Origin of the sequence: Spiroplasma endosymbiont of Melieria omissa (assembly GCF_964031175.1) — a bacterium.
In the GTDB taxonomy this organism is placed as follows: domain Bacteria; phylum Bacillota_I; class Bacilli_A; order Mycoplasmatales; family VBWQ01; genus Spiroplasma_E; species Spiroplasma_E ixodetis_A.
The window spans coordinates 1,048,047-1,061,111 of sequence record NZ_OZ035012.1; the positions used below are offsets into that span (position 1 = coordinate 1,048,047).

Genomic DNA, 13,065 nt, shown 5'->3' on the forward strand with positions numbered 1-13,065 from the left:
AGAAATAGCTAAAATAATGAATGAAGATTTAGTATATATTGATGAATCTGGAATTGATGATAATGAATTTTATAAATATGGTTGATCTGAAAAAGGTAAAAGATTATTTGATAATAAACCCGCATATAAAATAAAGAGAATGAGTATAATTGGTTCACTAAATAAAGGTAAATTAAAAGCCTTATGAGCATTTGAAGGACATATTGCAATAGTAAAATTTTTGAATCATATGTTAAAAATAAACTAATTCCAGTATTAAAGCGTGGACAAATTATAGTTTTAGATAATGCAACGTTTCATAAATCTAAATTAACACAACAATTAATTGAAAATGCTGGATGCAAACTATTATTTCTTCCGCCATATTCTCCTAATTTAAATCCAATTGAACATTTTTGATTTGCTATAAGAACCTGTTTAGGATCTTTTTAATAGAATTTAACTAAAACAAGAAATAATCATTTATAAATAGGTACTTAACCAATAATTTATTTTCTTTTTCATTTTTTTGTTAAAAAGATTTTATCATTTGAAAACTTATCGACTAAAAATCTATTTTTTATTATAAAATAACCATTATAATATAAATTTTATTAAAAATTAATCAAAAAAGATCCTAAACAGGTTCTAAAACATAATATAAGAAAAATATTACCAAATTATTGACCAAATATTAAAAAAGCGATTGATTTTGTTTTTCAAGATATGAGTAAACATTACTTTAGTTAGCTATAGTTCAAATGCTAACTCAGAGTTTTATTATATAAATCAAAAAGCACAATATGATTACTTTTCAATTACTGTAAATATTGAACAAAAAACGTTAAAATTATTTTTTTGTTCAAAAACTTTATACCTACAAGGATTTACTTTTGAAACAACTTATTATTATTTTGAAGATAGCACATTAATAAATCCTAATATAGAAAATATTATTTGCCAATCTTTACCTTTTGTAGGAAGTTATGTAGCAAGTAATGGACTCCAGGCACATAATAATTATTCTTGACAAACAATACATAATGATTTTTTATTGTTAACAAATTCTAACTTAAATGAAAATGAAATTAAATGCTCATTAATAGGAGCAATTCTAGCTACATCAGAAAGTATTCGTTTCAGAAGTGTTAAATGTTTTATTCTTCAAAGTCAAAGACCTATAAATCCAATAATACAAAGTTGATTTTTTTTTCAACAAATTATAAGAAATTGAGATCGCGGAACACATAATGCTATTAATTATCTTTTAAATAATAAAGGTAACTTAAATAAATATTTTCACCAAGAATTAAGTAATAATGGATTAAGAACCTGTTTAGGATCTTTTTTGATTAATTTTTAATAAAATTTATATTATAATGGTTATTTTATAATAAAAAATAGATTTTTAGTCGATAAGTTTTCAAATGATAAAATCTTTTTAACAAAAAAATGAAAAAGAAAATAAATTATTGGTTAAGTACCTATTTATAAATGATTATTTCTTGTTTTAGTTAAATTCTATTAAAAAGATCCTAAACAGGTTCTAAGAATAATGGTTTTTAGCACAAGCATGTATCATGCAATTAACAATTATCAAAATCCACCATTAATAACTTCAAATCAAAAATGAAAAATAAAAAAATTACAAAATTGAATAGATACCAGTATTAAAATCTGTGAAAAACAAAAATACACTATTGCTAAAGAAGACAATAAATTTCAAAACTTAAATAATCTTATTGAAATACTGAAAAATTTTAAAAATGATATTATTACAAATAAAAAATTACAAGAGGAAATAAAATCAGCAAACGATTTTGCTGATAATATTATTGAAATAAATAAGGTTTTTGATATAAAGACAACGCAGAAAGTATAAAAAGTTGTTATATTTAAAAAATAAATTATTCTTTTATTTTAACTCTTTTGACTCAATTTCATCAATGTTGTTACTTCTTCTTCTGTCAAATAACGATATTCACCCATTGTTAAACCTTTTAAAGTAATATTAGCAACTTGTAAACGTTTTAAAGTAATTACTCTACTTCCTACTGCTTTAATCATACGTTTAACTTGTTGATTTTGTCCCTCATAAATGGTTAGATGTAGTAAAGTATTTTCTTTTTTTATATTTTTATAAATTATTTTAACAATAGCAGGAGAAGTTGTAAATGAAGTTGATAAAATAATACCGTCTTGTAGTTTTTTAATAGCATTTGATGACAAAATACCACTTGCCAATACTTCATATACCTTATCTATTTTATAACGAGGATGAATAATAGCATTAGTAAATTCACCATCATTAGTCATTAATAACAAACCTGAAGTATCAAAATCTAAACGACCGACTGGGTAAATTTTACTATTAATATTAGTAAAATAATTCATTACCGTTGGTCGATTTTTAGGATCACTGACTGTTGTTAAACAATTAGGTGGTTTATAAAATGCTAAATAAATATGATTAGATTGCTTAATAATTTGATTATTAACTTTAATAACATCACTACTTGTAACTTTAAAACCTAACGTTGTAATAATTTGCCCATTAACTGTTACTTGCCCATTAATAATTAGTAATTCTGCTTTTCGTCGTGAACATACTCCAGAATTAGCAATAACTTTTTGCAAGCGTTCTAAATCATTATTCATTAGTAAAGTTGTAGATTTCTTGTTCATCATTTTGGTTATTAAATTGAGGCAAAGTTGGTAATTGAGTTAAAGATTCGATATTAAAATGATCCATAAATTCATCAGTTAAATCATATAAAAATGGTTTTCCTGGTAATTCACTACGACCAATCTCAGTAATTAAATTTAAACTTTTTAGTTTAAAAATAATAGAATCACAATTTACACCACGAATATCTTCAATTTGTGGTTTAGTAACTGGATGATTATAAGCAATAATAGCTAGTGTTTCTAAAGCCGCTTGTGATAAACGTATTAAAGGTTGTTGTTTTAATACTTGATAGCGATTATAATGAATAGGTTTTGTTGTTAATTTATAAATATTACCAACTTTAATTAAACTTAAACCACTGGTATCATCATCATTTAATTTCATTTGTAAAGATGCAATTAAATTTTCAACAGTCTTTGGTTTTTTTGTTAATTCTAAATATTCAGCAAGTGTTAATAAATCAAGGCCTTCATTGCCAGCAATAAATAATAAACCTTGTAAAACTGCTAATCTTTCGTTTGTTTTTCAATTGCTATTATTCATTTTTCTCACCTCGATAAATTACTGTAATTTCAGTAAAAGTATTAGTTTGTATAATATGTAACATTTGATGATTTGCAAGATCTAAAATTGCAATAAAAGTAATAATAAAATAATGTAAAGTTAATGCTTTAGTAAAAAATAATTGTTCTAAAGTAAAGTGTTGCTTGGGGTTTTTTTTCAGTAACTGTTTAATTTCTTTAGCTCGATCTTCAGCTGAAATTAAGTTTAATGCTAAATTAACTGGTAATTTATTTTCATTTTGTAGTCTATTAAATAAGTTTAACATTGATTGTGTTAATTTATTAATATTATTTTTTACCAAAATTGGTGTAATTTCATCAACTAAATATGTTTTTAAATCACTAGGTGTTTTTGTTAATAATTGGGTTCTATATAGAGCCTGTTCTTTAAAATAATTACTTATTTCTTTAAATTTTTTATATTCTAATAAACGAGCAATTAATTTTTGACGATTAACTTCATTTTCATAAGCACTATCTACCACTAGTTCTTGTTTTGGTAATAATTGTTTGGATTGCAATTCTAATAAATAAGCAGCAATCGGTAAATATTCACTTACTAAATCAATGTTTTTAATTAATTCTTCATTAATAAAATGAACATATTGGTTAGTAACATCATTTAGATTTAAATCTAAAATATCAATATTTTTTTCTTTAATTAAATGCAAAAGCAAATCCATTGGTCCTTGAAAAGATTCAATTGTAATTACTGGTTGTAACATTATTCTCGTTCCCTCAATATCATTTTATACTTATTAATATTAATTATAACTTAATTTAATAGTACTTGATTAATCTTTAATAAATAAAAAACTTATTTTTAATTTTTTAATGATTAAAATAAGTTTTAAAAGTTATTATATATTTAAATATTATTATTTAACTTCACGTAACGTAATATGAATATTTTCAACATTTATTTCAAATTTTGAAGATGTCTTTATATCTGGAAAGTCTTTACTTAGGTCATATTCTAATTTAAAGTTTAAATTAAAATAACCATTTTTTTCGTTAGGATTAAGATTAAATCCACTTTCGGGATTAGTAATAGTTATTACACTATCATTTCATTTGGGAACAAGAATACTATAAATTTTATTAATATTAGCAAAATAACCATTTGTTATAACTTGTTTTTTTATTTTTCCATCTTTGTCATAATCTGAATACTTGTCTGAAACTTTTGGTAATTCCTGTACTGTATCAACTGTTCACTCAGAAAATATTTTTGAAATTTGTGTTGTTGCATCAACAAAAGTTTGGTTAATCTTAATAGCAGTATTACTTTCAATATCACCAATATTAAAAGTAGATTTACCATCATTACCAATTAAGAAATTAATAGTAATATTACTAACATTACCATTGAATACAATTGATTTATCATCATTATTAGTAATCATTGGGTTTGTCATTTTAAATAAAGTTGATTTAGCATCATTTGAAAAATCACCTGAAAATACAAAACCTAAACCTAAATCAGAATATTGAACTTTATCTTTAATAGCAACATTTAAATTTTGTTTGATATATGATAACTGAGTTCTAGCAATATCTTCTTTTGAAGGTGCATCAATTTTTCCAGTTATTGGTAAATTTTCAACATTAATATTTAGATTACCTTTAGTAATTTCTTCTTTAATAAAGTCTCTAATTGCATCTGCTTTTATTTGATCACTAGTATGACTTGTATCATTATTAATTGTAATTTTAATATCTTTAGTAACTGATGGTAAAGTTAAATAAGAGATCTTCGCTTTTACTCATAAATAACCATTGACTAATTGACTACCAGTTGGTAAAACAAACTTAGCTTTTTCCTTTTCATCATTATCATTATCTTTTTTGGGAACATAGTCCATAATTTTGACATGTGCATCAGGATGATATCAATTTGTTGGATGTTCATTGGTACTTTCTTTAAGTTTATTAGAAAAAAAGTTACCAATGGCGGTTTGCACAGAAGTATCTAATTCGCTAAAAATTTTACCTTTCATTTCTCCTATATTGGTATCATCTGATAAATTAAGATCATCTTTAATTTTCAGACTACTATCAGTAACAAAAGAGGCAGCAAAATTAAGAATATCCCTTGGAGTCATTTGATTATTTTCACTATCACAAGCAACAACCGTTACAACTGGTGTTGTTGCTAAAGCAAGTGTGCCCAGTAATTTTAATAAAGATTTCACAAAAACGCTCCTTATCATTTCATTTAATTAATATTTTTAAAATACTGTAACATTATAAACAATTTTAAACTAAATTACATTATTATTTCTAAAATTATTGGTTTAATATCGTATTTTTTATTAGTAATCTGAAATGTAGAAATTGCCAAATCTAAAAATTGTTGATGGAAATGTTGATCTTTATTAGTATGAAGTTCCATAATTACACTATTTTTTTCAACTTTTTGACCATGAATTTGTTTTAAATAAATTCCTGCCACTGGATCAATGATATCAGTTTTAGTAGTTCTTCCTGCTCCTAATATTACTGATAATTCACCTAAAGCATAATTATTAGTAAAATCTAAATAGCCCGATAATTGCGCCTTAACTTTAATAATATATTTAGCTGGTGGTAATTTATCAATATTATCAAGATATTTAGTATCTCCACCTTGACTTTTAACAAAATCATAAAAAATTTGTAGTGGTTTTTCACTAGTAAACATAGCATTAACTTTATCAATACCCTCTTTTAAGGTTTTTACCTTTTTAGCTCCCAATAAGGCTAAAGCTACTAAATTACTAACAAGAATTTTCAAATCTTCTGGTCCTTTATTTTTTAAACTTAAAATAACTTCTTGTAATTCTAGTGCATTACCAATTGTTTGTCCTAAAGGCTTATTCATATCACTAATAATAGCATAAATTTTTTTATTAAAAGCTTTACCAATATGTACCATTAATTTTGCTAACTCTCTTGCAGTTACTATATCCTGAACAAAGGCACCTTTTCCGCATTTAATGTCTAATAAAATTAAATCAGCACCCATTGCTATTTTTTTAGACATAACACTAGCAGCAATTAATGGTAATGAATCAACTGTTCCTGAAACATCACGTAATGCATATAATTTTTTATCAGCAGGCACTAAATTACTAGTTTGACTAATAATACTCATACCAACTTTATTAACAACTTTAATAAAATCTGATATTGCTAAATCACATTTAAAATTTGGAATTATTTCCAGTTTATCAATAGTACCACCAGTAATGCCCAATCCTCTTCCAGAAATTTTTGCAACCTTTAATCCACAAGCAGCAGCTATTGGACCAAATACTAAACTAGTTTTATCACCAACACCACCAGTTGAATGTTTATCAATACTAAAACCAGTAATTTGTGATAAATCCATGGTTTCACCACTATTAATAATAGCCTTTGTATATTCTACTAATTCATCATTAGTCATTCCCTGAAAATAAACAGCCATTGCTCAAGCACTAATTTGATAGTCTGGTATTGTTTCATTGGCAATACCTTCTGTTAAAAATTTTAGTTCTTCTTTATTTAAACTTTGTCCTAATTTCTTTTTAGAGATTAAATCAATCATATACATTTTAATAAAACACCTTACTTTCTTTTTATTAAATAACAATTGCAATTGCAATTGCATTAGTTTCATTATGTGATAAAGATAAAAGTAATTGATAATTCTTAACGATAGTTATTGGTTGATTATATTGATTATAGCTAATATCAATATTTTTAAATGTTAACTTTTCTTGTGGTAATGCCTTAAAAATTGCTTCTTTTAATGCTCATCTTCCTGCCAAAAATTCCTGTTGACGTTGTAAAGAATATTGATTAAAAAGTATAATTTCTTTTTTACTTAAAATTCTTTTAGCAAGTTCTTCAATATTTTCTATTCTATTTACTTCAATAATATCTATACCTACACTACGCATTGTTAACTCCTTATATAAAATAAAAGGTTAAAACCCTAAAATCCTTGTTTTTATTATATAATTAATATGAAAGAAAGTGTGATATTAATTTCAATAAATCAAATAAATTTTGAAAAGATGGTGGTATATTAATGACATTTTACTTAAATCAAAAACAAAAATCATTAATTAAAGAACACTACCAAAACTATAAAGTTGATAATAAAAATAGTAGTTATGAATTATTTCAATATCATAATATAACAATTGAAATTTATCAAGAAAAAGTTATTTTTAAAGGTACTAAAGAGGATATTATTGCAGAATATCGCAGTATTTGAAATCAACTTGATGAAAATCAATCACCAGTCATTGGCAATGCTGAATTTGGTATTAATAATTTTTTTGGTCCACTTGTTATTATTAGTTCTTATATTGGTTCGGGTAATTTAGAAAAATTACGTTTACTTAACATTCGCGATTATAAAGACTTATCACAAAGTAAATTTATTGAATTAGCACAAGATATTATGAAAACAATTATTTTTGAGTCAGTAATCATTAACAATCGTAAATATAATCAATGAATTGATGCGGGTTATAGCCCCAATATTATTAAAACATGAGGAGAAAATCAAGCATTAGTTCGTATGTTACAACATAGAATTCAATATGATACTATAGTTATTGATCAATATATTAATGAAGATACATATTATAAATACATTGAAAATATGAAAGATAATCGTAATAAAATTATTAAAGATAAAGTTCAATTTGTTACTAATGCAGAAAGTAAGTATTTAGCCATCGCTTGTAGTACTATTATTAGTCGTTATTTATTTTTAGAAGAAATTAAAAAAATAAAAGGTATTGACACTAATACAATTCCATTAGGTACTGGAAAAGAAGTTAATATATTTTTAGAAAAAATTAAAAACGAAAAAACAATTGAATTTAATAAATTTCTTGAACGTCATAGCAAAAAATCATTTACTGAATTTTTTAAATAAATAATTAAAACTTAATTTTTATTAAAACTATATATAAAAAGATATTTTTTATTTAAAAACTATTAAATAAATGATATAATCCAAATCAGATATATGTTTAAATATATTTTTAAGTCCTATTTTGTTTATAAAAACAAAATAGGACTTTTATACTTAAAGGAGAAAATAAAATGCCAAATGAAGAAAAAAACCTTTATTAGAAAAAAATAAACATAGTAATTATGGAATTACTCATCAACAACCTTCTATAAATAATAATAACTAAAGTACAATCATCGAAATAGAAGATAGTGAAGAAAATAATTGAATAAATTGTAGTAGTCGTTATGGAGGAACAACACAAAAAATCCTTGATGATAATGGAAATTGAAAATATGAAACCCAAATTAGAAATAACTTTGATAGTTTAACTTTTTTTAATGAAAGCACTATTATCATTAATAACAATCAATACTGACAAAAACTAACATTTGTTGAAAAAAATGGAACAGTAATTATAGTGATTTTAGAATTATTAAAAATAAACTTTAATAGAAATACAATAGAAATATATAAAAAAGAATACAATGATATTGATAAATATATTGATGATAATTTAGATTTAAAAACTTTTCAAAAAAAAGAAAGAAAATTATCACCCGAAGATCAATTCTTAGAACCTGTTTAGAATCTTTTTAATAAAACTGAAATAAAGGAAAGAACAACCATTTGTAAACTAGTATTTAGTTTTCTTTCACAATTTTTTCATAATCTTCTGTATTTTTCTAATCAAGCAAAGCTTCGTTCTACAATTCATCTTTTTGGTAATACTACAAAAGTATGTAGTTCATTGCGTTTTATAATTTCAACATTTGCATTTATGATTGTTTTGATTTCAGAAGCAAATTTTTCACCAGTATAACCAGCATCTACTATTATTTTTTGAACTGCAGAAAGATTTTCTTTTTCATTTTCAATCATTATTATAGCGCTATTACGATCTGTTTTTTCTGCTGTGGTTATGTAAATTGCATGTGGTAAACCTTGAGAATCAACAATAATATGACGCTTTATTCCTGAAATCTTTTTACCAGCATCATAACCTTTATTTTCAGTAGTATCTGTATTTTTAACACTTTGCGAATCAATTATACAAAAACTAGTTTGTTCTTTGCGATTATTGTTGATACGAACTTTTTTAACCAATTTTTTTTAAAATTAATTGCCATACACTAGCTTCTTTACCGTTATTTTTACTTCAAATTTGAAAATAATAATATACAGTTTGTCATTTTGGAAAATTTTTTGGTAGCATTCTTCATTGACAACCACTTTTTAATACATATAAAATTGCACAAAATACTTCATATAAATCTAAACTTCTTGGTTTTGTTTTCTTTTTGCTATTTTCTAAAATTGATTTTATGTTCTCAAATTGTTCTTTGGTGACATGACTTGGATAATTTTTATGCATAATATAGCTAACTAAAGTAATGTTTACTCATATCTTGAAAAACAAAATCAATCGCTTTTTTAATATTTGGTCAATAATTTGGTAATATTTTTCTTATATTATGTTTTATAGCAAATCAAAAATGTTCAATTGGATTTAAATTAGGAGAATATGGCGGAAGAAATAATAGTTTGCATCCAGCATTTTCAATTAATTGTTGTGTTAATTTAGATTTATGAAACGTTGCATTATCTAAAACTATAATTTGTCCACGCTTTAATACTGGAATTAGTTTATTTTTAACATATGATTCAAAAATTTTACTATTGCAATGTCCTTCAAATGCTCATAAGGCTTTTAATTTACCTTTATTTAGTGAACCAATTATACTCATTCTCTTTATTTTATATGCGGGTTTATTATCAAATAATCTTTTACCTTTTTCAGATCAACCATATTTATAAAATTCATTATCATCAATTCCAGATTCATCAATATATACTAAATCTTCATTCATTATTTTAGCTATTTCTTTTAAAAAATCTTCTTGTTTATTTTTATCTCTTTGTTCATATAGAAAAGTTTTTTTTATATGTATAATTTAGTTTTTTAAAATAGTTATAAACTGTTTCTTTAGTCATATTTCCATATTTATCAATTACTTTTTGAACTGTAACATCTTTATTTTCTGCTAAATAATTTTTTAATTCATCTAAATCCTTTATTTTGTGGCTATGTCCTTTTTGATAATTCAAAATTGGTTTTATATGCCCAGTTTCTTTTTTTCTTTTTCTTCATAAAAATAAAGTCTTTCTAGTGATATTGAACACTTTACAAATTTCTTTAATTTTCATATTTTTACTTTCATAAGCTTCTATTACTTTTCTTCGTAAGTCTTCACTGTATGGTTTTGGCATAATTTAATCTTCCTAATCTATTTTAATTATTGCTGAATTGTACTTTTAAATTCAAAAACTGTTTAAATTACATATTATTATTTTACATTATTTATGAGTAAACATTACTTTAGTTAGCTATATATACCTCTGATTTTAAAATATATAATCATTTATAAATAGGTACTTAACCAATAATTTATTTTCTTTTTCATTTTTTTGTTAAAAAGATTTTATCATTTGAAAACTTATCGACTAAAAATCTATTTTTTATTATAAAATAACCATTATAATATAAATTTTATTAAAAATTAATCAAAAAAGATCCTAAACAGGTTCTTAGAAGGTATTACTATAAAAACTATTAATAATCTTAATAAATTTATAACAACTACCAACGCACTTAATGAACAATTAAAATTATTTAAAGAAAATTCTAATAATAGAGATTTAAATGTTTTATTAAAATTATATAAATATTTAACAATAATACAAAATTTTATTGATCAAACAAAACCAGGAATAATAAGAAATATTGCATATAAATTTTTAGGATTATTAGAAATTTATACTGGACTTACTAGTAAAAATTTACAAAGAGTAGTTTCTAATTTTCCCATTGATAGTAAAGAACATACATCCCAAGATTATATTGATGCTATATTTTGAAACTGACAAAATTATGTTATGGTATTACTTGATACTGCACTTGGCACATTTTTCACTTCAGCAGCTTCAAGTTGATCACGAGATGTTTTTTTTAATAAAAAAAACAAAACAAATCCCATTGAAATCAATCAATTTAATACCACTGACTTTGAAAAATATAAAGAAATATTTGAAACACTTTTATTTGAAGAAGACCATCAAAAATTAATGAAATATTTTTCAAATATTTCCATACTTAATGATTTAATACAGAAATTTAATCAAATTGAAAATTGTGTAGAAACAGAATTTGAATATCATCCAAATTTTAAAAAAGAAATTGAACGAATTAAAAAACTAATTATTAATTCACAAAATGAAAATAATTATGCTAATAATGATATTGAAATTAAACAAGTAATATCTTTAGCAAATAAAACAATTAAAACTATGGAACAACAAAATAATAAACCAATAGCATTAGTAACTAATTGAGGACGTAATCTTCTAGTTAATTTAACTTTAGAAACACTAACATGAGCAGGTAGTCATATTATTTTAACTGGTTCATCAGAAAATACGAGGCTTTTATGTAATCTGTGTATCTTTGTTTTACAAAGTTACTAGTTCAGATTAATTCTATCTTCAAATTTTATCATAAAATGAGCAATTGCTGTATTTCAATTTTGAATGGGCATTGTTCATTTTTTTGTTATATTTTCAATTGCTAAGTAAAATATTTTGAAAACTGCCATATCATTAGGAAAAACTTTTTTATTTCTGATAACTTTTCGTAATTGACTATTAACAGATTCAATAGCATTTGTAGTATAAATCACTCTTTTAATTTCTGGTGGATAACTAATAAAAACCATTAAATTATCTCAATTTTTATATCAAGATTTAGTAATTTGCGGATATTGTTTATTTCATTTACTTTCAAATGATTCTAAAGCTTGCATTGCTTGTTCTTCACTACATGCACTATAAATTGGTTTTAAATCTGCAACTAAGGTTTTTCGATGTTTGTATGAAACATATTTTAAACTATTTCTAATTTGATGAACTATGCATAATTGATGTTCAGTTTTAGGATAAACTGCTTGTATTGCTTCTGACATGCCTGTTAAATTATCACTACAAGCAATCAAAATATCATTTAAGCCTCGATTTTTCATTTCTGTAAAATTAGCTAGTCAAAATTTAGAACCTTCATTTTCACTAATTCATAAACCTAAAACATCTTTTTTGCCTTCTAAATCCACTCCTAATGCTATATAAACTGATTTGTTAATAATGCGTTTATCTTGCCGTACTTTAACTACTATACAATCAAAATAAACAATAGAATAAATACTTTCTAATGGTCGATTTTGCCACGCCTTGACATCATCTATCACATCATCAGTAATTTGACTAATAACACTTTCACTAATATCTGCACCATGATATAACTCTTGCAACTGCATTCTAATATCTGATAAAGTCATTCCTTTGGCATATAGTGAAAGAACTTGTTGATCAAAGCCATCAAATCTTCTCTGTCTTTTTGCAACTATTACAGGAGTAAAATCACTATTACGATCTCTTGGTACATTAATTTCAATTTTACCTTGTTGAGTTATTAATTTTTTTGAACTTATACCATTACGAGCATTTTCACTATTACTATGTTGATTTTTTTCATACCCTAAATAATTTTGCATTTCAGAATTTAACATCTTTTCTACTAATCTTTTTGTTAATTCTTTATATAATCCTCCTTCTTTAAATACTGTTGTTAAATCTTCAGTATTTTCTAGTAATAAATCTACTGCTTTTGATATTGGATCATTATTATTAATACTTTGTTTTTTAGCCATCTGTAACTCACTCTTTCTAGTCATTTAATTATATTTACTAGAATTAATTAAACATAGTTATTTTTGTAAGTTACACAG

The 13,065-nt window shown here is 23.8% G+C and carries 18 protein-coding genes; 7 read left to right on the plus strand and 11 right to left on the minus strand.

Translation table 4 applies throughout. The features are described from left to right. The first annotated feature begins 16 nt into the window (after nt 1-16). From ACQH26_RS06890 to ACQH26_RS06905, 4 genes are all read left to right on the plus strand, one after another. Complete coding sequence (locus tag ACQH26_RS06890) at nt 17-247, plus strand: transposase (RefSeq protein WP_425382052.1); 231 nt, start codon at nt 17-19, stop codon at nt 245-247. Next, nucleotides 184-432, plus strand: a complete 249-nt coding sequence (locus ACQH26_RS06895; RefSeq protein ID WP_425382053.1) for a transposase — start codon at nt 184-186, stop codon at nt 430-432. Before ACQH26_RS06890 ends, ACQH26_RS06895 begins: the two co-directional genes overlap by 64 nt. Nucleotides 433-691: 259 nt before the next feature. Beyond that, nucleotides 692-1,342, plus strand: a complete 651-nt coding sequence (locus tag ACQH26_RS06900; protein WP_425382054.1) for a ribosome-inactivating family protein — start codon at nt 692-694, stop codon at nt 1,340-1,342. 192 nt (nt 1,343-1,534) lie between these two features. Further along, on the plus strand, nt 1,535-1,861 hold the full coding sequence (locus ACQH26_RS06905) for a hypothetical protein (protein WP_425382055.1): 327 nt from the start codon (nt 1,535-1,537) through the stop codon (nt 1,859-1,861). 38 nt (nt 1,862-1,899) lie between these two features. On the opposite strand, the gene ACQH26_RS06910 is transcribed toward ACQH26_RS06905, so the two are convergent. From ACQH26_RS06910 to acpS, 6 genes are all read right to left on the minus strand, one after another. Beyond that, entirely contained in the window at nt 1,900-2,637 is a 738-nt protein-coding gene (locus ACQH26_RS06910; protein WP_425382056.1) for a pseudouridine synthase, read from the minus strand. After that, nucleotides 2,630-3,211: an SMC-Scp complex subunit ScpB gene (scpB, locus tag ACQH26_RS06915; RefSeq protein ID WP_425382057.1), complete on the minus strand. Its 582-nt coding sequence runs from the start codon at nt 3,209-3,211 to the stop codon at nt 2,630-2,632. Before scpB ends, ACQH26_RS06910 begins: the two co-directional genes overlap by 8 nt. Continuing rightward, complete coding sequence (locus tag ACQH26_RS06920) at nt 3,204-3,956, minus strand: segregation/condensation protein A (protein ID WP_425382058.1); 753 nt, start codon at nt 3,954-3,956, stop codon at nt 3,204-3,206. The genes scpB and ACQH26_RS06920 overlap by 8 nt, the downstream gene beginning before the upstream one ends. 153 nt (nt 3,957-4,109) lie before the next feature. Continuing rightward, nucleotides 4,110-5,426: a hypothetical protein gene (locus ACQH26_RS06925; RefSeq protein ID WP_425382059.1), complete on the minus strand. Its 1,317-nt coding sequence runs from the start codon at nt 5,424-5,426 to the stop codon at nt 4,110-4,112. A gap of 74 nt (nt 5,427-5,500) precedes the next feature. After that, a complete protein-coding gene (locus ACQH26_RS06930) occupies nt 5,501-6,802 on the minus strand; it encodes a thymidine phosphorylase (protein ID WP_425382060.1) in 1,302 nt (433 codons plus the stop codon). 34 nt (nt 6,803-6,836) lie between these two features. After that, nucleotides 6,837-7,157, minus strand: coding sequence for a holo-ACP synthase (acpS, locus tag ACQH26_RS06935; RefSeq protein ID WP_425382061.1), 321 nt, complete (start codon nt 7,155-7,157; stop codon nt 6,837-6,839). Nucleotides 7,158-7,288: 131 nt separating this feature from the next. Here acpS and ACQH26_RS06940 point away from each other — a divergent pair, with 131 nt between their 5' ends. Together ACQH26_RS06940 and ACQH26_RS06945 are read left to right on the plus strand one after the other, a co-directional pair. Then, nucleotides 7,289-8,149 carry a ribonuclease HIII gene (locus ACQH26_RS06940; RefSeq protein WP_353306493.1) on the plus strand — a complete coding sequence of 287 codons (861 nt, stop codon included), beginning with the start codon at nt 7,289-7,291 and terminating at the stop codon, nt 8,147-8,149. A 499-nt stretch (nt 8,150-8,648) separates the two neighbouring features. Continuing rightward, the gene (locus ACQH26_RS06945) at nt 8,649-8,816 is read left to right on the plus strand and encodes a hypothetical protein (RefSeq protein ID WP_425382062.1); all 168 of its coding nucleotides are present in this window, start codon (nt 8,649-8,651) and stop codon (nt 8,814-8,816) included. On the opposite strand, the gene ACQH26_RS06950 is transcribed toward ACQH26_RS06945, so the two are convergent. From ACQH26_RS06950 to ACQH26_RS06965, 4 genes are all read right to left on the minus strand, one after another. Beyond that, nucleotides 8,813-9,602, minus strand: a protein-coding gene (locus ACQH26_RS06950) for an IS5 family transposase (protein WP_425382012.1) whose coding sequence is annotated in 2 segments (ribosomal slippage) — nt 8,813-9,340 and nt 9,342-9,602 — 789 coding nt in all. Because the reading frame shifts where the segments join, the coding sequence is not laid out codon by codon here. The two genes, ACQH26_RS06945 and ACQH26_RS06950, sit on opposite strands and share 4 nt — an antisense overlap. 7 nt (nt 9,603-9,609) lie before the next feature. After that, nucleotides 9,610-10,098: an IS630 family transposase gene (locus tag ACQH26_RS06955; RefSeq protein WP_425381862.1), complete on the minus strand. Its 489-nt coding sequence runs from the start codon at nt 10,096-10,098 to the stop codon at nt 9,610-9,612. Between the two features lie 40 nt (nt 10,099-10,138). Further along, nucleotides 10,139-10,498 (minus strand): helix-turn-helix domain-containing protein, encoded by a 360-nt coding sequence (locus ACQH26_RS06960; RefSeq protein ID WP_425381993.1) that lies wholly within the window; start codon nt 10,496-10,498, stop codon nt 10,139-10,141. Between the two features lie 659 nt (nt 10,499-11,157). Beyond that, nucleotides 11,158-11,379 carry a hypothetical protein gene (locus ACQH26_RS06965; protein WP_425382063.1) on the minus strand — a complete coding sequence of 74 codons (222 nt, stop codon included), beginning with the start codon at nt 11,377-11,379 and terminating at the stop codon, nt 11,158-11,160. Between ACQH26_RS06965 and ACQH26_RS06970 the strand changes: the two genes are divergently transcribed. Continuing rightward, nucleotides 11,354-11,752, plus strand: coding sequence for a hypothetical protein (locus ACQH26_RS06970; protein WP_425382064.1), 399 nt, complete (start codon nt 11,354-11,356; stop codon nt 11,750-11,752). The two genes, ACQH26_RS06965 and ACQH26_RS06970, sit on opposite strands and share 26 nt — an antisense overlap. Here ACQH26_RS06970 and ACQH26_RS06975 read toward each other — a convergent pair. After that, nucleotides 11,749-12,987: an IS256 family transposase gene (locus ACQH26_RS06975; protein WP_425383069.1), complete on the minus strand. Its 1,239-nt coding sequence runs from the start codon at nt 12,985-12,987 to the stop codon at nt 11,749-11,751. The genes ACQH26_RS06970 and ACQH26_RS06975 overlap by 4 nt on opposite strands. Nucleotides 12,988-13,065: the final 78 nt, after the last annotated feature.